This is a genomic window from Trinickia acidisoli (assembly GCF_017315725.1).
Lineage (GTDB): Bacteria > Pseudomonadota > Gammaproteobacteria > Burkholderiales > Burkholderiaceae > Trinickia > Trinickia acidisoli.
Map to the genome: position 1 here is coordinate 55,460 of NZ_JAFLRG010000002.1, position 22,337 is coordinate 77,796.

18 protein-coding genes and 3 pseudogenes are annotated in these 22,337 nt (G+C 57.4%); 15 read left to right on the forward strand and 6 right to left on the reverse strand.

Features of this window, described 5'->3' with window-relative positions; all coding sequences use genetic code 11:
- Positions 1-78 precede the first annotated feature (78 nt).
- A complete protein-coding gene (locus J3485_RS18875) occupies positions 79-396 on the forward strand; it encodes a hypothetical protein (RefSeq protein ID WP_206955924.1) in 318 nt (105 codons plus the stop codon).
- Between the two features lie 1,015 nt (positions 397-1,411).
- On the opposite strand, the gene J3485_RS18880 is transcribed toward J3485_RS18875, so the two are convergent.
- The gene (locus J3485_RS18880; protein WP_277991641.1) at positions 1,412-3,373 is read right to left on the reverse strand and encodes an EAL domain-containing protein; all 1,962 of its coding nucleotides are present in this window, start codon (positions 3,371-3,373) and stop codon (positions 1,412-1,414) included.
- Positions 3,279-3,833, reverse strand: coding sequence for a hypothetical protein (locus J3485_RS18885; RefSeq protein WP_206955926.1), 555 nt, complete (start codon positions 3,831-3,833; stop codon positions 3,279-3,281). Before J3485_RS18885 ends, J3485_RS18880 begins: the two co-directional genes overlap by 95 nt.
- Here J3485_RS18885 and J3485_RS18890 point away from each other — a divergent pair.
- Positions 3,793-5,127 carry an IS4 family transposase gene (locus J3485_RS18890; RefSeq protein ID WP_445267851.1) on the forward strand — a complete coding sequence of 445 codons (1,335 nt, stop codon included), beginning with the start codon at positions 3,793-3,795 and terminating at the stop codon, positions 5,125-5,127. The genes J3485_RS18885 and J3485_RS18890 overlap by 41 nt on opposite strands.
- Before the next feature lie 66 nt (positions 5,128-5,193).
- On the opposite strand, the gene J3485_RS18895 is transcribed toward J3485_RS18890, so the two are convergent.
- Entirely contained in the window at positions 5,194-5,409 is a 216-nt protein-coding gene (locus J3485_RS18895) for a hypothetical protein (protein ID WP_206955928.1), read from the reverse strand.
- Positions 5,410-6,221: 812 nt separating this feature from the next.
- A pseudogene (locus tag J3485_RS18900) lies at positions 6,222-6,515 on the reverse strand (IS3 family transposase); the annotation flags it as partial.
- Positions 6,516-6,783: 268 nt separating this feature from the next.
- On the opposite strand from J3485_RS18900, the gene J3485_RS18905 reads away from it, so the two are divergent.
- Complete coding sequence (locus tag J3485_RS18905; RefSeq protein WP_206955929.1) at positions 6,784-7,710, forward strand: diguanylate cyclase domain-containing protein; 927 nt, start codon at positions 6,784-6,786, stop codon at positions 7,708-7,710.
- 18 nt (positions 7,711-7,728) lie between these two features.
- On the opposite strand, the gene J3485_RS18910 is transcribed toward J3485_RS18905, so the two are convergent.
- Positions 7,729-10,725: a putative bifunctional diguanylate cyclase/phosphodiesterase gene (locus J3485_RS18910; protein ID WP_206955930.1), complete on the reverse strand. Its 2,997-nt coding sequence runs from the start codon at positions 10,723-10,725 to the stop codon at positions 7,729-7,731.
- Between the two features lie 677 nt (positions 10,726-11,402).
- On the opposite strand from J3485_RS18910, the gene J3485_RS18915 reads away from it, so the two are divergent.
- Complete coding sequence (locus J3485_RS18915; protein ID WP_206958190.1) at positions 11,403-11,690, forward strand: ISAs1 family transposase; 288 nt, start codon at positions 11,403-11,405, stop codon at positions 11,688-11,690.
- 489 nt (positions 11,691-12,179) lie between these two features.
- On the opposite strand, the gene J3485_RS18920 is transcribed toward J3485_RS18915, so the two are convergent.
- Positions 12,180-12,596 carry a hypothetical protein gene (locus J3485_RS18920; RefSeq protein ID WP_206955931.1) on the reverse strand — a complete coding sequence of 139 codons (417 nt, stop codon included), beginning with the start codon at positions 12,594-12,596 and terminating at the stop codon, positions 12,180-12,182.
- Between the two features lie 1,135 nt (positions 12,597-13,731).
- On the opposite strand from J3485_RS18920, the pseudogene J3485_RS18925 reads away from it, so the two are divergent.
- From J3485_RS18925 to J3485_RS29295, 11 genes and pseudogenes are all read left to right on the forward strand, one after another.
- Positions 13,732-14,208 (forward strand): annotated as a pseudogene (locus J3485_RS18925) (IS256 family transposase); the annotation flags it as partial.
- A gap of 174 nt (positions 14,209-14,382) precedes the next feature.
- A complete protein-coding gene (gene istA / locus J3485_RS18930; protein ID WP_206955932.1) occupies positions 14,383-15,906 on the forward strand; it encodes an IS21 family transposase in 1,524 nt (507 codons plus the stop codon).
- 14 nt (positions 15,907-15,920) lie between these two features.
- Positions 15,921-16,691 carry an IS21-like element helper ATPase IstB gene (istB, locus tag J3485_RS18935; RefSeq protein WP_206955933.1) on the forward strand — a complete coding sequence of 257 codons (771 nt, stop codon included), beginning with the start codon at positions 15,921-15,923 and terminating at the stop codon, positions 16,689-16,691.
- Positions 16,692-16,790: 99 nt separating this feature from the next.
- Positions 16,791-17,246 (forward strand): annotated as a pseudogene (locus J3485_RS18940) (transposase); the annotation flags it as partial.
- Between the two features lie 377 nt (positions 17,247-17,623).
- Positions 17,624-18,157 (forward strand): Csu type fimbrial protein, encoded by a 534-nt coding sequence (locus tag J3485_RS18945; protein WP_206958191.1) that lies wholly within the window; start codon positions 17,624-17,626, stop codon positions 18,155-18,157.
- An 864-nt stretch (positions 18,158-19,021) separates the two neighbouring features.
- Complete coding sequence (locus J3485_RS18950) at positions 19,022-20,218, forward strand: transketolase (RefSeq protein ID WP_242538841.1); 1,197 nt, start codon at positions 19,022-19,024, stop codon at positions 20,216-20,218.
- Positions 20,215-21,234 (forward strand): transketolase family protein, encoded by a 1,020-nt coding sequence (locus J3485_RS18955; protein WP_206955934.1) that lies wholly within the window; start codon positions 20,215-20,217, stop codon positions 21,232-21,234. Before J3485_RS18950 ends, J3485_RS18955 begins: the two co-directional genes overlap by 4 nt.
- 207 nt (positions 21,235-21,441) lie before the next feature.
- Positions 21,442-21,636 (forward strand): helix-turn-helix domain-containing protein, encoded by a 195-nt coding sequence (locus J3485_RS18960; RefSeq protein WP_242538842.1) that lies wholly within the window; start codon positions 21,442-21,444, stop codon positions 21,634-21,636.
- Complete coding sequence (locus tag J3485_RS18965; RefSeq protein ID WP_206958495.1) at positions 21,590-21,877, forward strand: hypothetical protein; 288 nt, start codon at positions 21,590-21,592, stop codon at positions 21,875-21,877. Before J3485_RS18960 ends, J3485_RS18965 begins: the two co-directional genes overlap by 47 nt.
- Positions 21,798-22,127: a transposase gene (locus J3485_RS18970; RefSeq protein ID WP_206955935.1), complete on the forward strand. Its 330-nt coding sequence runs from the start codon at positions 21,798-21,800 to the stop codon at positions 22,125-22,127. Before J3485_RS18965 ends, J3485_RS18970 begins: the two co-directional genes overlap by 80 nt.
- Positions 22,124-22,243, forward strand: coding sequence for a hypothetical protein (locus J3485_RS29295; RefSeq protein ID WP_206955936.1), 120 nt, complete (start codon positions 22,124-22,126; stop codon positions 22,241-22,243). The genes J3485_RS18970 and J3485_RS29295 overlap by 4 nt, the downstream gene beginning before the upstream one ends.
- The last annotated feature ends 94 nt before the right edge of the window (positions 22,244-22,337 follow it).

The window sequence follows — 22,337 nt, forward strand, 5'->3', positions numbered from 1 at the left end:
ATCGAGTTCATGCGCGTGTCACGGGCGCGTGCGCAATCGTGTTTGCCGCGGTGCGGCAAGTAAGTGTCGGAGCGTGTTGTGATGGAGCTCGACCGGGAAGAGGTCGAGAAACTGAAAGCGAATGTTGTTTCGATCCTGCTGGTGGCAGGAGATCTTGCTTATGACATTCGGAACGAATGGCATACGCGACGTTACGCACGCGCTCTGGTCGATGAGCTGCTTAGGGTGGCTGCAAAACACCATTTCCGTAGTTGTGAATTGCTTCGAGCTCAATTTGTGGCCGGCGAATTCTCGTCGCTTACGATGCGTTTGGCCATCAACGCCATGCGCCTCGTGCCGCTTGATGTGCAGCGCACTGCGCTTGATCGCGCCGTAGCCAGAGCGGGCGGTGCTTGAGGTTTGACGTGCTTTTGTCAAATGAGCGGCAGGTAGCGCAGGTCTAATTACCCCTTCATTCACTTGGGCCTTCGCTGCCGACGACGCTGCTGTTTGGGGCGAGATGGTGCTTGAGGTGTCATGAACGTATCTAAGCCCGCCTTTCTTATGGCAACCAGAGCAACGTCAGGTGAAACAGGTTGCATGGCTTCTAGTGCTAGGCGGACAGTTATCGCAGTGACTTTTCCCTGTGAAAATAGCGAGCGTAGATTATTTGCATGCACGAACCCGCAACTCTGTGCGGCTAACAGCAGTTCATTCAGTGCGCTTGTCGCTCGGATACGCCATTCGGGGTCGATCTGGCCGCAATAGGCGATTGCGCCGGCCGTGATGAGGAGCATCGCTATATGTGCGTGTGGTGTGTCGCTCAGTCTTTTGGTTGCCGCGTTAAGCGCTGCTTCCAGCTCCTTGACATTGGTTGTCGTCTCGGTGGAACTTGCAGCGAGAATAGCATTGGATTTTTGAGCGGACGTAGGAACGGTAGAGCGTGTACGAGCCGTATGGCTGGGCCTTTTCAGGCGCCGAGGCTTGAGTGGAGCTTGAGTCAGTCTAATACCCAACATTGATGAGCTATGATTCAAAACAAACAACCCGACAATTGAAAACGATTGCAACTGCAAGATAGTTTATTGGAGTGGCATACACTTGAGCCACCGAGTTGCGTTCCAGCAGACGATGTCCTGCAAAGGTTGAAGGTGCATTCCCATTGGACTGCGGCGGATGGATAGCCAAAATGGCCAGCGACGAAAGTAGCTATACTGCAGCAGTCGGCGCCTGTTCACCAAGCAGAAAAGCGATCACGTGAGTACGCATAGATGTCAATACTGCGCGGTTGAACGGAATCTGAGAGTGGACTCTATTCATATGAGCCTATCGGATAACTTACCGAATCCGGAAAGGTTTGATCTGGCAGACGGCGAACGCCGGGTACGTGTTCTCCGTGAAGTTGGCAGCGCAGAGTGCCGATATGCCATGCCTACCGTGCTCGTTCGATAGGATTTCCAATGCGCGCGCCTGTGCGCACCATCTGCTGTATCTCGTCTGGCTGAACTGGTTTGCTATAGAGAAATCCCTGTGCCTGGAAGCAGCCAATTGTTAGCAGAAAGTTTTGCTGCTCGATGGACTCGACGCCTTCCGCGATCACTGCAAGGCCAAGCGTGTCGGCTAGCATGACGATCGCACGCGCTATCGCACCGTCATCGTGCTCGCCGATGTGCGCGATGAAAGTGCGATCTATCTTGATGCGGTCGATCGGTAACGTACGAAGCTGGTTCAGGCTCGAGTAGCCCACTCCGAAATCATCAATCGCGATGGCGATTCCCCATTTGCGGAATTCGGCCAGTAGACGGACCGCGGTTTTCGGGTCATTCATAAACGCACTTTCAGTAACTTCTAGTTCTAACATCGAAGGAGGCATGTGCGTCCTGCGCAGCACCTGCTGTACTGTGGTAATAAATTCATCGCGTTGTAACTGAAGTGGCGAAAGATTGATCGACACTCGGAGCGGGGCGAGCCCCATTTGTCGCCATGCCATGGCTTGCGTACACGCGGTCTCGAGAACCCACTCCCCAAGAGCCGAAATCAAGCCGCAGGCTTCAGCGACGGGAATGAACATCGCAGGAGAAATCTCCCCGTGCTGCGTATCGTGCCAACGCGCGAGCGCTTCTACTCCTACGATTTCACCGCTACGCATGTCCACCTGCGGCTGATAATGCAGATAAATTTGTCCAGCCCGAAACGCGCTTCGAAGGCGAGTGAACATATCCAGTCGTGCGTCGGCCACAGTGCGCATGTTTGGAAGAAAGGTTGCGTATCCGTTGCGGCAGCGACTTTTGGCGGAGTACATTGCGAGGTCCGCGGCGCTGATCAAAGTATCTGCATCGGTGCCATCACAGGGGAATACACTGATGCCGACGCTCGCGCCTACAAAAAGCTCATGCCCAGCAATTTGCATCGGCTCGGCAATGGCGGCCAAGGCGGACTGAGGAAGCGCTCGATCGACGCCTTGCGCTTCCGACGTCGTAAATATGACGAATTCGTCGCCACCGTACCTAGCGATCGTATCGGATGGGTCAACGCATCGCTGTAATCGATCGGCGACACGGACAAGCAGTCGGTCGCCAACATGATGGCCAAGCACATCGTTGATGGTCTTGAAATGATCGAGATCAATAAATAGAACCACAACGCGGCGGTGCGCCTGTCGCGCCCACGCCAGTGTGGTTTCCAAACGATTGCTCAACGTTGCTCTGTTGAGGAGGCCAGTCAGACTGTCACGCTCGCTCATTTCGCGCAACTCGCGGGATCGCTCGTCCAGCACAATCGTCGAATCGTAGACGACCTTGGCCAGTAACAGTGGGTAGGCTATGAGAATGGGTAGCCAGACAACCCCGATCAAGCGATCGTCCGCGAAGCTATGGGTAGGGCCAAAGATCGCGAGTCCGCATAGCAATCCAATCGCAGTGGCGCCGAGTTCCATGAAAAACAAACGGCACCCACCTGTTGCCATCGCGTCCATTGCGAACATGAGTAAGATCACAACGGTAGCGATGGGTGAAAAGTGAATCATTGTGACTATCAGGCCACCCAGGGCTGCATCAACGAGAATATTGCGGTGTTCGCGTAACACAAGAGAGGGGCCGCTCTTCGCCGATTGGTATGCCAGGTGAGGCCAAGTCAAACATGCGACAACCATGCAAGCGATGAGCCAGTGGGGAGCTTGCTGGGAGTGCATGACCAAAGCGAGAGGCATGCAACCCATTCCGAATCCAGCGCAACGCAGCAAATAGACGCGCTGCACGAGGCCCGCGCCTCGCCTCGTGTTCTCATGGTTTGGGTTGCGCCTACGCTTGCCTGCAAGACGCCGATAGCTGGCGCATAAGCCCGACTGGGTCCAGGCGTGACAAGACGTGTACCGGATGATACGTCGCCATTTCATCTGTATCGAAATGCCTATCCTGGTTAAATTGACTAATTTTGGTGGTTTGTAATGCGGGGTTGTTGCGCGAATCGCGAAGTATATAAATTACATTATAATTGCAGCGGATCGCGCTGCTCAGGAATGCCCGGATTTGTAGGTGATCCGTTCTTAGGGTGATTGGAGGGTTGAGGCTGGGTCGGTGTAAGGTGAGGTTGGCATGGCGCTCTTTCCTATAGGAAAATCGTAGCCAGCCAGTGAGGTGGCGGGGGTGGCCGTGCAGTACCGCCGGCAAACGCTGGCCGTACTGTTTATTTCGCGCGTCGGGAAGGCGGAGGTATGCTGTAGGCTGGAGCCATTCCATTACACACAAGTCGGCATGAGCGGTTTGTAAACTGTCGCGGTTTGCCGTTTGCTCTTGCTTTTTGCGCGGCACGCGAATGGCACGAGCAACGGAGAGCTGGGCGGCAATGGAATTCAAGGGCATCGATCTGGGCGACAAGCGCCTGAACCGGCGGGCGATCCTGCTGGCCGAGCAACTGTCGGGCAATCCGACGGCGAGCATTCCGCTGGCGTGCGGCGGCTGGGCTGAGACGGCGGCGGCTTATCGGTTCTTCGCGCAGGACAAGCTGGAATGGACCGACGTCATGGAGCCGCACTGGCAGAGCTCGACCGAGCGGATGCGGGCATGTGAGGTGGTGCTGTGCCTGGATGACACAACCGAGCTGAACTTTAACGGGCAGGAGATCGCTGGACTGGGGCCGTTGTCGTATGAAGCACAGCGCGGCATGTACGTTCACGCGACCTACGCGGTCACGCCACAGCGTGAACCGTTGGGCGTGCTCAATGCCTGGATGTGGTCGCGTGAGCGCAAGGACGCCCGAGGCAAGCGTGGCGGCCTCAAGGAAAGCACGCGCTGGATCGAGGGATACGAGCGGGTGGCCGAGCAGGCGGTGGATCTGCCCGGCACACGGCTGGTGTATGTCGCAGACCGTGAGTCGGACATTGTCGAGCTGATGGCCAAAGCGCGCGATTTGGGTTATCCGGCCGACTGGCTGATTCGCGCCCAGCACAATCGCGTGTTGCCCGAGGGTCAAAGACTCTGGGATCACGCCACGCAAGGCGAGGCGCTTGGTGAAATCCGCTTCACGTTGCCGGGTCGCCAGCGACAGAAGGCGCGGGAGGTTCAGCAGCAAATCTGGAGTCGTCGGATCGACGTGCCCGATGGCCAGGGCGGTGTTGTGTCGATCAATTGCCTTGTTGCGCGAGAGATTGACGCGTCCGCCGGGGCGACGCCGATCGAATGGCGCTTGCTGACCAATCGCGACGTGCCGGATATGACCGAGGCCGCGCGACTGATCGATTGGTACCGCGCCCGCTGGGAGGTGGAAACCTTCTTTCATGTGCTGAAGAACGGTTGCCGGGTCGAGGCGCTACAACTGAGCACGATCGAGCGCATCGAGCGGGCGCTGGCGGTGTTCATGGTGGTGGCGTGGCGCATTGCCCGTCTCATGCGCTTAGGTCGAACTTGCCCCGACCTCGATGCCGGACTGCTATTCGAGCCCGATGAATGGAAGGCCGCCTTCATCCTCAACAAGAAGGCCCCGCCCGAAAAGCCGCCGCGGCTAAACGAAGTGGTACGGCTCGTCGCCAGGCTCGGCGGTTTCCTCGTCCGCAAAGGCGACGGTGAGCCTGGCGTCAAAACCATCTGGCTAGGCATGCAGCGAGTGGTGGATTTTGCTGCCGGCATCAGATACGCACGCGAGCTTGAGTAGCAGACTTGTGTGTAATGGAATGAGCTGGAGCGGCAACCTCGGTCGTTGATGCAAATGCAACGACTCTCACGCTTTACTGCTGCGGAAGAAATCAAAAGGTTTGATTTCGGTGCTCTCGTGGCATCGCGTAAGTGTTGCTTCTGCTTCGCGATGAATGGCTAGTGCGCAAAACTCTGCTTCTTCTAATTTTGCCGCGCGCGCTGCCTTTTGCAGATTGGCGTAGTCGGCGGGATGCAATGCCAGTGACACCTCGACAAACTTCAGCTCTTCTGTCTCGATCATTTTTTTCTCGTCTGTCTGGCTGGTCGGCCCCCCCCCCCCCCCCCCACCCCCCCCCCCCCCCCCCCCCCGCCCCCCCCCCCCCCCCCCCCACCCCCCCCCCCCCCCCCCCCCCCCCCCCCCCCCCCCCCCCCCCCCCCCCCCCCGCCCCCCCCCCCCCCCCCCCCCCCCCCCCCCCCCCCCCCCCCCCCCCCCCCCCCCCCCCCCCCCCCCGCGTTGGAACGGCAAAAATCGAGGCGGAGCGATGTAGCATGCGAATCCGAATATGCCGCCGGCTCCTGTTGTTTGCTGCTTCACCCTGAAGAGTGGTGGATACGATTGAATAATAGGCCGCAGTGACTATCCGATGGCTTACAGCGATGAATGAAAGTTTATGGGGTCAGCTGGAACACATACGGATTCCATGCGGTTGCGCTAATCCCTGATGGTATAAGGGCTGGCTGTCATACATGATGAACGTGTGGCGTGGGAATAAAAGGGTTCATCGTTGGTCGCTGTTCTTCCCGCGTCAGACTGAGTCGTCGGCGTTGCCGCCAGCGGGGCTGGCTGGCCTAAGATGCACGCTTACGGGGTGCTGGTTTGCGCTGCCACGGCAGCAGGCTGGAGACGATGATGAGTATCTGGATTGTGATTCTGTCGAACGCATATGTGGAGTATGCGTGCTGCAATCCGTGGGCGCCGGTGTTAAAACAAATTTGGAAATACCGGCGCACGGTAGATTTGGCTGCTGTCGCGGTGTAACTGCTTTCTAAGCTTTACTCGGCTTTTCGCCTTCTAACGGTCCCGAGTTATGAGGTTGCGCCTTTGGTCTGTTATTCGAACAGATCGACCTTCGCATCCTGCTGCGTGCGGTAGCGCGCGGCGTGACCCCTTTCGTTTTTCAAACAATTGAAGAAGCTTTTCGTCGGGGCATTGTCCCAACAATTTCCTTTCCAGCTCATCGATCAAAGGTATTGCGACGACCGGTTGAATCCGCCCTGGGTACCACAATCCGAATGACACAGCATACCGGGCGCAGGCCGACCACGAAACCACGCCAACGCGCCCGTGGCGAGATCCGCCGTCATGCGCGGCTGATCGCCGGCCCACCGGCACACGACCTCCTGGAAGGCGAAATTTCAGGGGAAGCTTAGTTCGGTGTGCAATCTACCGTGAGGTTTCTCGATAGTTGAGCGTGAACGGGCGGTTTGTTACGTCGGTAATATACGGCAGGGTAAGTACGGAATGTCAAAAGCATCTGACAAAATGTAGGCTTACGAATGTAACAAGATGTTTCGTCGTGCCGGCGGTGAGCGCGAAGTACGCGCTCGGGCTGTAATAATCATAAGAATATTGGGCGATGGGGCAGACTTCTCGCGATCTGCGGCGGAGATCAGTATGGCGCCAAATCATCTCTTCAACCATCAGTGTGTTTTGAACAACAGATGGTTGTTCGATGCAGCACAGAATTGCCTCGTCGATCTTGATGGGCGCATCGATACGGTAGTGTTAAAGCCGGTGGCCACACGCATCCTGACCTTGCTGGTCGACGCGCCGCGTATGCTGTTGCGTCGTCAACAGTTACTCGACGAAGGCTGGCGCGCTTTTGGCTTTGAGGTATGTGAAAACAGCCTTAATCAGGTCATGTGTTCGTTGCGCGGTACATTCGAGGCGTTAGATCCGGGGCAGGCCTACATCAAAACAATTCCGCGTGTGGGCTATTGCTTTCTGGCGGAGGTCCGCACACCGACTGTAGACGACCTGCCGGTATCGGTTGGGATGGGAACAGATGCTTCCCCGATATACGGCGGTACCGCGAGTGCTCTGCTCGACCGTTATGCTTTCGATCAGTTGATGGCGGTGGAATGGCGTCGTGCGCAGAGGAGTGGTTTGCCGCTATCGATGCTGATGATTGGAGTGAGTTGCGACACCAATTTTTCTCGGTTAGATCAAAGTGCCACGGGTGGTGATCCTCTCGCTCGCATCGCGCAGTGCATTGCTGGGGACCTTCATCGCTCCGCTGATCGGGTCGCACTATACGGTAACTCCCGTTTCGTGGCGTTGCTTCCGGATACTAGTAGGACAGGGGCAAATGCCGTGGCACGGAAAATCCTTGCGTCGTTGTGGGCGTTGGAATGGCCATCTCTCGCGGGTCCGATTCAGCTCGAGTTGACAGCCAATGTTGGCATCACTTGCACGGATTCTTGTTGTCCTGCGACGCCATACGCGTTTGTCGAGGCGTGTAGTGCGTCGCTTGACGAAGCGAAACACGGGGATCGTACTTCCAGTTTCGATCATGCGTGCTTGATTACGGCCGCTGCCTAAGCCCGCGGGAGCAGCCGTCTAAAAGGGGAAAGTGTCCGATCTTTCGTAAGAGAAGGGGCCGTTGCCGGACTCGCTGGCATGACGACGTACGAATGCGGCTACGTGTTCGTCCTCGATAAAATCGGCTGCTGACCGCGCGTTGAGAATCGCATCGGGCGATTGCGCGGGTGAAATCACCCAGCCTTGCACATAATCCACACCAAACGTGGCGAGGGTTTCGAGCGTGCCGCAGTCCTCCACCCATTCAGCAATGCTGCGTATGCCGAGGTTGCTCGCGAGCGCCACGATTGCTTCGACGATGGCTGTGTTAGAGGAATGCTCGGCCATGGAACGGATAAATGCACCGTCTATCTTTAGTGCGTCGGCAGGCAGGTTTTTTAGATACGAAAACGACGTATATCCGGCGCCGAAATCGTCGAGTGCGATTTTGGCGCCGGCTGCTTGGAGCCGGTTGATAAAGCGACGTGTGTTCACAAGGTCGTGCAGCGCGACGCCTTCCGTGATCTCGATGCATAGCTTGTTTAGGATCGGTGCATGCGCGTCGAGCAGGTTGAAGATGTCGGACACGAAGTGTTCGTCATTGAGCGATGCTCCGGAAAGATTCACACAGACAAAGCGCGTCTTGGAAAGACGCGCGCTGTGCTGCTCGAGCCATTCGAGCGTCGTCGTTAGCACCCATTTGTCCAGCTCAGAGATGTGGCCGCTTTCCTCGGCGGCAGCAATGACCTTGACTGGTGGCACCGTTCCACCCATCGCATCGCGCATACGCAACAAGACTTCAAAGTCGAGCGTGTCATACGGTGTGCGTACCGACATGATCGGCTGCATTTCCAGATATAGGCCGGCCGAGCGGAGATCGCCACGTAGGCGATCGATTAGACGCAGGGTTTCCGCCCGCTCGGTTAGAACCGCCGCTTCATGCCTGTAGACGACCACATGGTCGTGCTTGAACTTCGCTGCCCGGCACGCACGGTCTGCCGCCGATATCGCGTCGGAGACGTCGATTGCTTGGGATACTTCGAGCATACCGATAGATGCGCGCACTTGGAACGCTCTGCGCCCGAGCTGGTAGGGCGGACCGGCGATCTCGCTGGCGAGGTTATGGCACAACATGGCGGCATGTTCCATGTCACCACTGCGTACAACGATGACGAACTCATCACCGCCGATTCTGCCCAGCGCATCGTCATGGCCAATTTTCGTGTTGATTCGTTCAACCACCTGCTGCAGTACTGCATCGCCGGCATGATGACCGAACAGATCATTGATGAGCTTGAACCGGTCGAGGTCCAGGTACGCGAGGCCAAACGGTACGAAGGCACCCGGTATGGCCGACGTGTTCATCAATCGGGTAATCGTTTTCTCAAGACCAAAACGATTCAACGTCCCTGTTAGGGCATCGTGTTCCGCGAGAAAATGCAACCGCTCGCTCGCTCGCTTGCGTGCCGTGATATCTTGCAACGAACCTTCTATGTGTCCCCGCGTCAGCGTAGCCTTGAGAAGGAACCACTTTGGCAGCTCGCCGGTAGCCGCTGCACTCCGCAACTCGATTTCTTCGCCGCCTCGTCGATGAGCGATTGCTCGCAGCTTGTCCCATGCGCCGGCCTCGAAGTAATCCGTCCACGGGTGATCTTCCGATCGCGAGTCATATTGCATGATCCGTCGCAGCGCGGGATTACCTCGAATGATGTGTCCGTCGAGATCGAGCGTAAAGAGGCCGACCGGCGTCGTATCGTAGGTTTCCTGGAACTGCGACTGCGTGATCGCCAGCCGGCGGTGCTCGATACGAAGCTGCTCGGCTACAGCGAGTGCTGCTATGAGACTCGACAGCAGGGTAGCCGTCATGCTATCGAATGCAGCAACCAGCCCTTTCATTCGAAACGCTGTGCCCAGCACATCGGAGAAACTTGCAAAGAGCGTTATGCTCAAGGAGGCCGCAAACCAGACGGCGACGCGTGAATGTGTTGAGGCGATTAACCTGAATAGAATGAATACGACACCGCCGATCCCTAGCGAAGCAATCACCCACATCACGGGCAAGAACGTCCTATAGGGCAACACTATCGCAGCCAGTAGCAAGGCACGCCCTAGAAATCGCGCCGCTCTGAGAATCAGTTGATGCCTACCAACCGCGGCTAGTTCCTGCTTGAACACGGCATCCAGCATCGAGTAAGTGACGATGAAATACGTTGCCACGGTTAACTGCCGGATCACGGGCATCCACGAGTAAGGGACCGTGTAGCCGAGCCACTGCATATCTGATCCGATGGACAGTTCCGCTAGCCGGAGATTGCCTACCAGCCAGACCGCGAGCAGGATAAAGACACCTTCGTGATTGATCAAAGCGGTGATGAACGCGAACACCGCGAGAATGAGCATGCTCCCTTCAAGCAAGCCGACGTCGCGATGAAACAGTTCTTCGGATTGCCGGAATGCCTTGGCGTTCCATAGCTTGACGGTCAGTCGCGCTGGTCCAATGGAGGTCGCCCGACACAGTAGCCGTATCTGTGTGACATGTTGGCTGAGTCGCAATGCAAAGCCGGCTTTGCGTGCTGTCAGCGATTCGTTCCACGGGGCATTGTCATCGGTGCGCTCGGCATTTCCTAGCGGCATGAGCGACGTTAAATCCCAGCACGCAATGGCTTGAGTGTGCCGCGAAGGGAACTCCACGATGATTGAGCCACTGTCCCATGGAACGGGGGTTTCGACGCTTAGCCAAAATGGTCGCTCGGAAAGGTGTGTATCGCGGTAAAGCACCGCGGGTTGCAGTGACAATGCGCGACGTGCTGTACCTGGATCAAGTGTGCCGGATTCGTCCTTCAACACTTTCATCGCAGCGTGTAGCGTGTCGGATGATGAATAGTAGCGTGTGCCTGACACCGGTAAGAGGAGTGACAGCGATACGATGATGACCGGAACGACGTGCCGGGAGAAGATCGCTTCTAGTCTGTCAATCAGGCGTGGGGTGCCCGAATCGGGTGCGTTGTGCCCTGTAGCTGACGTTGATTTTGCCATAGTTCAGAGCGCCTCCGCGGCACGATGGTCGCGCGCGTATACTGTCAATTCTCGTCATATTGACACGTAGCTAACATAACGGTTTTTGCCAAACAATTAAATTGATCGAGAGATCTATTTTAGCATTTGATCTTGATTTGCATACGGATCGTATACGAGAATTAATATTGCGTTGCTTATGTAGAGGTTTTTTATTTCGTTCGATCAACTTGTCATTGCGGCGTGTTGAGCGAGAGCTCGAGGCAGGGCATGGGCATGCTCGCAGAAGTAAAGCTCGATCGCGGCGGTTGCGTGAAGGTCTAGTACGTGCGTTGGGCGTCGCGGTGACGGTGCAATCTATCGTTCGGCAACACGGGGCGCTAAAACAAAAAAGGCCGCGCACGCGGGGCGCATGCGCGGCTTACGAGGGTTGCTTGAAAATGCCCATTGCTCACCGAGGGGTTGAGCGTGGACAACGCCAGAATAGGGGTGGCAAGCTATCCAATGGCCTACGTAAGCAGTAATAGTGTTTCCTCGCTGTCGCGGCCATCGCATTTGGAAGCGCCAAACTGGACAAGGGATTGAGCGAGTGACGCGCAGCGCTATGGGCAGCGGACATTTCAGTCATCGAGATAGGTCGACCAAACGGTCGTTGTACCTCGTGGTGTTGAGGATGGCATGACGGCGACGCGCGCGCGATTCACCTCGTCGGCGCCTACGCTACGGACCTTGGCCTCGTGCTTTGCCAAGAGCACGTAGCCGATAAGTCCAATGAAATCGATGCGATTGCTGCGGTGCTTCAGGCGCTTGTGCTGAAAGGGGGCATTGTCACCATTGATGCGATGGGTACCCGGCGCGAAATCGCACGAGCCATCTGCGAGCGCGGCGGCGACTACCTCTTGGCGGTTAAAGGCAATCAGCCAGCCTTATTAATGTGCTCACCGGTATGTTTGGCACTAAGGAGCGCGATCGCATCGGTCGGCTGATGCCCGACTGCTACGCCGAGACGGTCGAGAGCGTGTCCGAGACTCGCAGTGGCGAATCCAGCGTATAGCGGCGTTACTTCGCCACCTCGGCCTTTCTGAGGTCGAGGCCTTTGCTCGACGCGTGCGTGGGCACTGGGAAATTGAAAGACTGCATGGGGCGTTGGATGTGGCCTTCGTCGAAGATGCAGGTCGGGTGCGCAAAGGCCACGCTGCTCATAACTTTGCTACCTTGCGTCGCTTCGGCCTGAATCTGCTCAAACTCGATAGAACCTCGCCCAAGCGTCTCAGGACGTTGTCGCCTGCGGCGCGCCGATTGGGACAACGACTATCGCATGGCCATGCTCGGCCTCGTTCCGCTCACTTGCTCTTGATATGCCCGCAAACCCCTATGTTTCCTGGTGTTTCCAAATGCGATGGCCGTGTGCGCCGACTATAGAAAAGACAGAAATGAAAGGCTGGAGTAAGTGACGAGATCAGAAAATGGCGGAGCTACCTGATTGAAGCGAGGTCGTTCAGGTGAGTCGCAGTGGGCAACGCAGTTGCCAGACGTGCATACGGCGACACACCCTCGGCGATTGATGGAGAACCGTTATGCCACGCATATTCTGCAGCAAAGATATAAATGATGCGATTGCCTTCCGGTGGGGCAACTGGCGGGAGGGGACGCGGGAGTACTTCTCCGGTGAAGCGGGCTGGGCTGTTTTTTTTAGGAGCCAGTTTCCCTCCAGTCCGGTCGCCGGTGGAGGCATGGCTGCTTCCTTGCAGGAAGTCGCGCAAATCCAGTGTATTTTGAGACCAGTTGTCGGCGACGAAGCCCAGAACATACAGGTTCGGCCCGCGAGTGCTGCGCATGGACAGCAAAGCCGAGGCTATTCCTTGGAGGTACCCGACGAGTTGGTAAGCCATGCGGGGGAGCCGGCGACCGACGGCATCAGAGGCTTTTTGGCGCTGTATGGAGTGCGGACCGAATTGGAGCCAGTCGTTGCTAAGCTCAGGATGCGGGGCGCCGCTTCTGGGCCGCTTAGGGCAGCCGATCGAGTTGGCGCAGCCCCCGCCGGGCCGGCGGCGATGCTGGCCGATGGTGCAGTAAGGGCTCCTGAGGGCGCTGGGCGCTCCGACGTTGCAGTCGCGCCGTGTTGGCCTGGCGCTTCTCAGTCGACGGTAGCCCGTTGGACGGTAGCCCGTTGTTCAGGAGAACGCTTCACTCCGATGGATTCTGAAGTTTGCTCAGTACCGCGAGCCGACGTCGAAGTCAATCCCTTGGTCCCGCACAATCCAGTCAGCTCGGCTAGGTTGGATTCACTTCGGAGAAAAGACGCTACTGGCGCGGTGCCGGCTGTCGCATCATGCGCTAGCTGTGAGTCATTATCGGTGCCCGGTGATGCAGGCCGGCTCGAGGAAGCGCGACGGCTTGCAGAAGAGCTCAGTCGACTGCTGCGACACGATCCCGATGGAAATCTGACACCTCGGAGTGAACGAATCGTAGATGCTTTCGGCCCAAGAAATCCTCGGCCATGCGTTGGCAGAAGCAGCCGCTAGCGGCGCGGCGACCAGACTTGCCTCGTTCCTTCCGAGACAGGGGTTCCAAATCCAGAATCCCGAATATCCAGTGCACTTGTTAGCGCTGGTGTAAAAGCGACGGTAAACGACGACACAAGGAGTAGGTCGGTTATTACGGGGACACATCCAATGCCCTGCCGCGCGACCTTGATAGGTTCCTGCGTGCGCAGGACCCGAAAGACAAGAACGGGAAGGCCCGGGCGTTTACTGCGGAGCAAAGCGAAGCTGAAGACGCAGCTCGACCAGGCAATTATTGAAAGTGCGATCGCCTTCGAGAAGAAAGGCTGGAAAGCTACTGATGTTGCCGAATTCGCGGATAAGGCGTGGCGCGCGGATCTGGGCGCGACGTTCTTGCAAAAGATGGTTGGTAGCGGTTGTGTGCGGAAGGGTATTCGCCTATTTGGTTGTGGACGCAACTATGCAACCTTGACACAGGCGGCCTTGCCGAAGCTGTTCCACAGGTTCACGAGATTCGCAATGTCAACGCCGGTTGCCCGGCTTCGACGATCACGTCATCAGCATGTATGCGCGCGGCATGAGCGTACGGGAGATCCAGGGCCATTTGCTGGAACTGTACGGGCTGCAAGTGTCGCCCGATCTGATTTCCACCGTCACCGACGAGGTGCTGGCCGAACTCGAGCAGTGGCAGCAACGGCCGCTCGAGGCGATGTATCCGATCGTCTATTTCGACGCGCTGCGGCTGAAGATCCGCGATGAAGGCACGGTCAAGAACAAGGCGGTGTACCTGGCGCTGGGCATCCGTGCCGACGGGCGCAAGGAAGTGCTGGGCTTATGGATCGAGCAAACCGAGGGTGCCAAGTTCTGGCTCAAGGTCTTCAACGAGCTGAAGAACCGCGGCTTGCACGACATCCTGATCGCCGTCGTCGACGGTTTGCGTGGCTTCCCCGAAGCGATCGAGGCGGTTTATCCGGCCGCGCAGATCCAGACCTGCATCATGTCATCTTCCGCCATATAGGAGCCACTGGGCTTCCGGCATAAAGGAGCCGGGGCGTTTTCGGCATATAGGAGCCAGGGAAGGAACCGAGCATCTCGATCGTGATGCTCATTGCGGGCTTACCTTGTGAGGCGTGATCCCCCAAGGGAGGCTGCGATGGGCCGACGGAGAATCGAGATGCATCAATATCGACAGGTTCTCGTGCGCATGCGCAACGGGGATTCCGAGCGCGAACTGGCACGCTGTCGCTACATGGGCCGGCGTAAGCTCGCCGCGCTGCGAGAGTTGGCCGAACAACGCGGCTGGCTCAAACCCGATGCGCCGTTACCGGATGACGCCGAGATCGCCGCCGCGCTAGGTCCGCCACACAAGGCAAGCTCGACTGTCTCAGGGCTCGAGGTCCACTGCGCATTGATCGCCTCATGGATCGAGCAGCAAGTGCCCGGTACGGCCATTCTGGCGGCGTTGCGGCGTGAGCACGGCTACACCGGCAGTTATTCGTCGGTTTATCGCATGATCGTTTCGATCAACGCCGATCGTCCGCCCGACGCGACCGTGCCGCTGAGCTTCGCGCCCGGCGAAGCCGCGCAAGTCGATTTCGGTGCCGGTCCGATGCTGCCCGACGCCGATGGCGTGTTCAGGCGCACGTGGGCGTTCGTGATGACGCTTGCCTTCTCACGACATCAGTACGTCGAGTTCGTCTGGGACCAGACCGTGGCGACGTGGCTGGGCTGCCATCGTCGCGCCTTCGAATGGTTCGGTGGCGTACCCACGCGCGTGATCATCGACAACCCCAAGTGCGCTATCACGCGGGCCTGCACCTATGACCCTGTCGTGCAGCGCGCCTACGCCGAATGCGCAGAAGGATACGGTTTCCGGATCGATCCGTGCCCGCCAGCCGATCCGCCCAAGAAGGGCATCGTAGAAGCCAGCGTCAAATACGTGAAGGGCAACTTCTTGCCGCTGCGCCAGTTCCGCGACTTCACCGATCTGAACCAGCAGGCTCGCCATTGGGTCATGCACGAAGCAGGGCGTCGCATCCACGGTACAACGCGCAAGGTGCCCCTCGAATTGTTCGAGGTCGAACGGCCACTGATGCGCGAACTGCCCGCCGTCGCACCCGACCTGGGTACCTGGCACAAGGTGTCCGTTCATCGAGACTGTCACGTCGCCCATCAGCGGATGTTGTATTCCGTGCCGTTCGTGTTGGTCGGCAAGCAGTTGTGGCTGCGTGCGACCGACGCCTCAATCGCCATCTACGACGATTACCGACTCGTCGCCTCGCATGTACGAGCTCGTCGTCCCGGCGATCGACTCACCGTGCGCGATCATCTGCCGCCCGAGGCGCGTGCGTTTCTCGCTCACGATCGGCAGTGGTGCCTCGAACAAGCCAAACGCGTCGGTCCCGCCTGCGCTGAGCTGATCGACCTGCTGCTGGCCGATCACATCCTCGAGCGCCTACGCGCCGCACAAGGCGTCATGCGTCTGCAACAACCCTACGGTGCCTTGCGCCTGGAAGCGGCGTGCGCTCGCGCGCTGGCACACGCCAGTCCGTTCTATCGGACCGTCAAGACGATCCTCGTCGGCGGCTTCGATCGGCATCCCCTCAGCGATTCGAGCGAACACGTCCACGCACCCAGCGCGCGTTTCGCCCGCGACGCTCAATCTCTGTTTGCCCCCGACGCCGACGTGCGTCATTAACCCTGGAGATGGCCATGCAACCCATGCCAGCCTTGACCCCGCATCTGAAGCAATTGCGCCTGTCCGGCATCCTCGACTCGCTCGAAGCGCGCAATCGCCAAGCCATCGATGCCAAGCTCTCTTACGTCGACTTCCTCGCGCTGCTGATCGAAGACGAAGTCGCTCGGCGTGAACAGAAGAAGTTCGCGCTACGCATGCGCCGCGCAGCCTTCCGCACCAGCAAGACACTGGAGCAATTCGACTTCGATCGGTTGCCGCAATTGAACCGTGCACTCGTGCACGATCTGGCCGGCGGTCGTTACCTCGGCGAACACGCGCCGGTGCTCATCGTCGGGCCTTGCGGTACGGGTAAAAGCCACTTGGCGCAGGCCCTGGGACACTGTGCCGTGCGTCAAGGCGTCGACGTACTGTTCACCACCTGCACCCAGCTGACCACAAGCTTGAATGCCGCCCGTGCCACCGGCGCCTACGAGCGCCGGCTCGCCAGCTTAACGCGCGTCGAACTGCTGATCATCGATGACTTCGGGCTCAAACCGCTTCGTCCGCCTGCTGACGAGGATCTGCACGAGCTGATCGCCGAGCGTTACGAGGCTGCGTCCACCATCGTCACCAGCAACCTCGATCTGACCGAATGGGATCAGGCCTTCCCAGCCAATCGCTTGCTCGCCTCAGCCACCCTCGACCGCCTGCGTCACAACGCCTACTGCCTCGTGCTCGACGGGCACTCTTACCGCAGCCCGCGCCACCTTCCGCAGCAGCACTTGAACCTTGCAAACAGCAGCTAAACGGCCCATTCTTGAACCACAAAGATGCTCGTTTCTACCCACTTCTGCTGGCGCCTATATGCCGGAAATACCCGGCTCCTTTATGCCGGAAGGTGACACATCGTGCATCTGATCCGCAATTCGCTGAATCTGGCGGGTTGGAAGGACCGTAAGCCATTGGCAGCCGCGCTCAAGCCGATCTATCAGGCCGCCACGGCCGAGGCGGCGGCAACGGCGCTCGACGCCTTTGCGCAAAGCGAGTGGGGCCGCAAATTCCCCACCGTCGCGGCGATGTGGCAACGCCAATGGGAGCAGGTGATCCCCTTCTTTGCCTATCCGCCGGAGGTGCGCAGAATCATATACACGACAAACGCGATTGAAAGCATGCACATGCAACTGCGCAAGATCGTCAAGAATCGTGGTCACTTCCCCAGCGACGAAGCTGCCAGCAAGCTGCTGTACCTAGCCTTGCGCAACATCGAAAGGGATTGGAAGATGCCACCAATCACTTGGCGGCAAGCCGTCAATCAGTTTGCGATCCTCTTTGGCGAGCGCTTCACCTGCGCCATGAGCTGAACTTTTTTAACCGACCTCAGCACACAAGATTTCGGACACCTCCCGAGATCTGCGCCTCGGCGAGTGCGCGCTTGCCATTGCCGCATGTGTTCTGAAACGCATGGATGTCTTTCTCCTTGAGGTAACTCACAATATGGTCGTGCCTGCCAGCGTGTCTGGCTTTGTATGGCACGGGATTGCAGTTGTCTTGCCGATTCGAAACATCGTTGCAATAGATTGGGCTTACGTCAAACGTACGCATCGTGATTCTTCACTGCGCGCCGGCCTCTGTTCACCTAGCATGAACCCAACGCAATAGACGTGCCTCGCGACACGGTGTGTCGTATGCCCCTATGAAGCGCAACGAGCCGCCGTACCGTTTTCGGGAGAACATCATGATGAAACGACCCCTTTCCCTATCGGCGATTGCCGCCGCGCTAGCATTCTTGGCAGTACTGCCGCAAGCATACGCCGGAAGCTCTAGTGGATATAGCGATGGCACGGGAACGGCCACGTTCACGACTTCTCTGACGCTGCAAGCCAACTGCACGATCGCGGCGAATCCGTTGAACTTCGGTACGAATGGGGTTCTCGCTGCGATCGTGAACCAACAGACCACGGTTTCCGTGACTTGTACGAACACTACCCCCTACAACGTTGGGCTGGACGGCGGCACCGTCTCTGGCTCAACGGTTACGAGCCGGTTAATGGCCGGTACCGCCAGCGGCAATACCAGTACGACAGTCGGATTCCAACTCTATCAAGACTCGGGCTTCAGCACTGTCTGGGGTAATACACAAGGCAGCAATACTGTTGGCGGCACGGGCACCGGGTCCGTGCAATCGATCACGGTCTATGGACAGGTACCCGCCCAGACGACACCGCAGCCCGACACCTATCAGACAACGGTCACGGCGACTGTGTATTTTTGATCATGACAAGCAACGGGTTGTGAGTTTCGCGCCTGTGCATCCACGAGCAGGCCGCTGATATCGGCTTTGTTCAGACGTGTTTCCGTTAAATTGGTTGCAGGCGCAACTATATAACTCAGATGCAGACGATTTGTCGTGCGTGGTTTAAATGTCGAGATTTTCGCGTCACACGGACTCTTGCTTAAGCATTTGCTGTCGTGATCGTGCGTGAAATGGCGGCGATCGAAAAAGAAATTGAGGCGGGCAGGCCGCTAGGGCAATCTCTATGCCTTTTTTCAGGGTTATCGCATCGTGTGGGCCGGCGCTCTGTGACTTTGTCTAAGAACGGGTGAAGAGATCGTGTCGATTTCGTTGCAATGTTCGCGCACACGAAATCGTTCCTTGATGTATTAGTTGTGCGATTGACAGTGTCCGTAGGCTTTCTCATCAGGCGCGCGGACCGTCAGAGCATCAAGCAATCACGATGCAATGATAGAGAATAGCCGGATTAAGTACTATTTATTCCATTCGTCCTGAGCAGATTCGTGCAGGCGTGTACCCCGCGACTGCACTGGCGCTCCGGCATCGGTAGGGAAGCTGTTGGTCGGCGATACCTACACTGTCATAAAGTCGGCTCGCGCCCGTGCTGGTGCGGTAGCGATAAAGCGTAAAGCGCCGCGTCACAGAAAGAGTTCTGGAATCAAGTGAAAGTGCAAGAAATTCACAAAAAAATGCGGTAACCGTAGGGTGAGATGGTAATGATTATTACAAGGTGTATTATCGCGTCTCATTGTTCGGAGGCTGGGTGAGCTATCTCCTGTGATTTGGTGAGTGCATGGGGGGCGTCTCGGTTGTGAGTGATAAATACCGTTATGCAAGTTGCAGATGGTGGCCCCGTGTTTCGAGTATAAACGCCGTTTTGTCTATTCTCTGATAGAGGAAGTGTGCTCCATTCATGAAATCCAGCGCTCGGCTACTTACGGTGTTTTGCTGTGGATGAATTGGAGTGAAGGCGTGGGGATTCACCATGACGGTGGTTTGCCTGCGCGTTACGGACTCAGTTCTTGCTTCTCGTTAGCCGTGGGATTGTTCACGCGCTCGGCACGTCGCAAGCTGCTCGACAATCGGACCATCAGCGTGCTCGAATGGAGTGCCCAGATTTTGTTGGAGGCGGATTGCGAGCAGCGGATGAGTAGTACGTCGAAAAGCGGTTGCACGATACCGCGTAATGAGAGAGCCGTGATGCCAAATGGAAATGTAATCAAAATGAGCGAACTGCGCCGACGTGCGCGTGAAGTTTGGTGCCAAACACTGCAAATCTGTCGTCGCGCACCGCAGATGCGCATCGCTTCGTCGTTGTCCGCCGTTGAGATTTTTGTAGCGCTGTACTACGGAGGCGTGCTTCGATTTAATCCGAAGGTTTTGTTTGATCCAAACAGGGATCGCTGCATCGCAAGCAAAGGGCACGGTTCGATCTGCTTATATCCGATCTTGGCCGATCTTGGTTTTTTTGACCCTTCGGAACTGATGAGGGCTGGTGAGCCCGGAAGTTTTCTCGGGGCCATTCCCGATCCCATTACGCCAGGATTTGAAACAGTGAACGGCTCGCTCGGTCACGGGTTGGGTGTGGCTACGGGGATGGCGATTGGGCTTGCCCGCCGCCAAGTAGACGCCTGCGTTTTCGTGGTGACTGGCGACGGCGAATTGCAAGAGGGCGCGAATTGGGAGGCGATCATGCTGGCCGCGCAGCATCGACTGGACAATCTGCATTTGATTGTCGATGCGAACGGTATGAGCATGCTGGGTTCTACCGAGTCGGCTATGGGGCAATCGAATCTCGCCCAGCAATTGGCGGCATTTGGTTGGTCGGTATGGACGGTATCTGATGGTCATGATCCCAACTTGCTCGCCATGACCCTCGGCACCATGAAGGCGGAGCGAAACGCAAAGCCGAAAGCGTTGATTGCGCAAACCATCAAGGGACATGGCGTGCCCGGGCTCGAAGGCAATCCACTATGCCATATGCTGGATCCAACCCCCGGCGCGTTCGATGCGCTTCTTGCTCAGGAGATGCAAGCATGAGCGCTGCAACAACACCGCTTGCCATGCAGGATGCATTCTTGTCGCGCGTTGTCGAATGTATGGCGGCCGATCGATCGATTTTTGTGGTCAGTGCCGACTTCGGCTCGCCGGTCATGGATCGAATTCGCGAAGCATTTCCCGATCGCTTCCTTAATGTTGGCGTTGCGGAACAGAACCTGATCAACGTTTGTGCGGGCCTCGCGCTCGAGGGATTCAAGGTTTTCGCGTATGCCATTGCCCCGTTCCTCACGATGCGATGCTATGAGCAGATTCGCGTCAACCTCGCGCTGCTCTCGGCGATCAGGCCGATGAGCGTCACGTTGGTCGGTGTGGGCGCAGGGTGCAGTTATGTCGCGTTGGGTCCGACTTACCAATGCTACGAGGACATAGGGGTGATGCGCGCGTTGCCAAATCTGGAGATTCTCTCGCCCTCGGACGACATGAGTGCCGCTGGACTAGTGGATCACTGCTTGACCGGTGTGAGCGTGAGGTATGTACGGCTCGACGCCCAAGTGTTGCAGCGGCTCTACACTGACTCAGTCGATAGCGAGCAAGGCTTTAGTTTGCTTCGACCAGGGAAGGCGTGTTGTGTGATCGCGACCGGCTATATGTCGCATGTCGCATTGCGTGTTGCGGAGATTTTGGAGAAAGAAGGCATCACGATTGCGGTGATCGATCTTGTGAAGCTCACGAGTTTCTGCTCTCCGGTGTTGACAAAGATGGTGTCGCGCTTCGACCATGTTGTAACGATCGAAGAAGGGTTTCATGGCCGCGGCGGGCTCGATGCGTGCATGCGTGAATGGGCAGCGAAAAAGCTAGCTTCGGAGATTTCGTGGCTTCATCTTGGCGTTAAGCCGATGTACCTTTATACCGTGGGCTCCCGAGAAATGTTGCATGAGCGTCTGGGCTTGGGGGCGCGCACGATTAGCCGGGCGATTCGTGATTTCGTCAGTCCGTCGCACAGAGTACGTCACGCGGGACATCTTCGAGCCAATGTCAGCAATCTTAGGTCGTGAATTTCGTCGTTGTTGAGGACTCGTTATTAGCGGCGGTAAGTGTTCCTGGTAAAACGGTTTGATTTTCGCTAACCTGGCGTTTTTGCCGTTGCTGGTTGCGCGGATGAAATGTGTCGTTGTGCTGACGGTAGTCGAGGAACTGACGTTGCAGCAGATGTCAATCAATCATTTTCAGCGGGATACGCGACACGCGCAGCGGGCCTGCTGATGCTCGGAAGCGGCCTCAAGCCCCTTGCCATTGCGGCCCAGTTGGGCGTGAGCGCACAGAGTGTCTACAACTGGTCGCATGCGTGGTGCAAGCGTGGCGTCTGCGGCTTGATGGGTGTCCACAACGGCGGCCGACATGCGTTGCTCGGTGACGACCAAATCGCCGCGGCCCTGCAAGATCGAAACGCTGGGTGAAGCACTCAAGCGCAACGGTTTTTCGTTCAAGCGCAATCGATTCTCGCTCAAAAAGCGCAACAAAGAAGCGTTCGCCATGAGGCAGGCCACGCTCGAGAAGCTCCAGCAGGCCGCACGCGAGGACGCCGCGCGACTGTTGTATCTCGATGAGGCTGGCTTCCATGGATCACCACCGGTTCAGCGCAGCTGGTCACCACGAGGCTTGCCTCATCAGGTTGAGCCCAAATCACTGCCGCTGTAGCGTGATCGGGGCACTGGACTTCGGCAAGAACACGCTAATCCACGCTGCGCATACCGGTACCATCAAGGCCCCGGATGTCGAGCACTTCATTGACAGCGTGCTGGCCAGCGAAAACGGTTTGCCAACGGTGATCGTGCTGGACAATGCCAGCATCCATCACGCCATCAGCGAAGTAACGCGCCAACGTTGGCTGCTCGAACATAAGGTCATCCTGTTTACCTGCCTGCCTATAGTCCCGAACTCAACATGATCGAGATCGTCTGGCGGCAACTGAAGTACCGATGGCGGCGCGCCATCACCTGGACGCGCGATATCATTGATGCCGAGTTTGCTGCATTGTTAAGCAAAGGAAACGCTGATCAATGAGTTCGCCGGCGGCGTTTTGCACGAGTCAGTTTGCAAGTGTCAGAACGGCGAACGAATTTCGTTGCGATCGGGCTGAGTTTTGCTCGAATGCGGG

Bases quoted from the DNA above. Each gene is read 5' to 3' on its own strand.
- J3485_RS18880 (WP_277991641.1), bottom strand. From the start codon at position 3,373: ATGAAATGGCGACGTATCATCCGGTACACGTCTTGTCACGCCTGGACC.
- J3485_RS18890 (WP_445267851.1), top strand. From the start codon at position 3,793: ATGGCACGAGCAACGGAGAGCTGGGCGGCAATGGAATTCAAGGGCATC.
- J3485_RS18895 (WP_206955928.1), bottom strand. From the start codon at position 5,409: ATGATCGAGACAGAAGAGCTGAAGTTTGTCGAGGTGTCACTGGCATTG.
- J3485_RS18905 (WP_206955929.1), top strand. From the start codon at position 6,784: ATGGCGCCAAATCATCTCTTCAACCATCAGTGTGTTTTGAACAACAGA.
- J3485_RS18910 (WP_206955930.1), bottom strand. From the start codon at position 10,725: ATGGCAAAATCAACGTCAGCTACAGGGCACAACGCACCCGATTCGGGC.
- J3485_RS18920 (WP_206955931.1), bottom strand. From the start codon at position 12,596: ATGGCTTACCAACTCGTCGGGTACCTCCAAGGAATAGCCTCGGCTTTG.
- istA (WP_206955932.1), top strand. From the start codon at position 14,383: ATGCATCAATATCGACAGGTTCTCGTGCGCATGCGCAACGGGGATTCC.
- istB (WP_206955933.1), top strand. From the start codon at position 15,921: ATGCAACCCATGCCAGCCTTGACCCCGCATCTGAAGCAATTGCGCCTG.
- J3485_RS18945 (WP_206958191.1), top strand. From the start codon at position 17,624: ATGAAACGACCCCTTTCCCTATCGGCGATTGCCGCCGCGCTAGCATTC.
- J3485_RS18950 (WP_242538841.1), top strand. From the start codon at position 19,022: ATGGTGGCCCCGTGTTTCGAGTATAAACGCCGTTTTGTCTATTCTCTG.
- J3485_RS18955 (WP_206955934.1), top strand. From the start codon at position 20,215: ATGAGCGCTGCAACAACACCGCTTGCCATGCAGGATGCATTCTTGTCG.
- J3485_RS18960 (WP_242538842.1), top strand. From the start codon at position 21,442: ATGCTCGGAAGCGGCCTCAAGCCCCTTGCCATTGCGGCCCAGTTGGGC.
- J3485_RS18970 (WP_206955935.1), top strand. From the start codon at position 21,798: ATGGATCACCACCGGTTCAGCGCAGCTGGTCACCACGAGGCTTGCCTC.
- J3485_RS29295 (WP_206955936.1), top strand. From the start codon at position 22,124: ATGATCGAGATCGTCTGGCGGCAACTGAAGTACCGATGGCGGCGCGCC.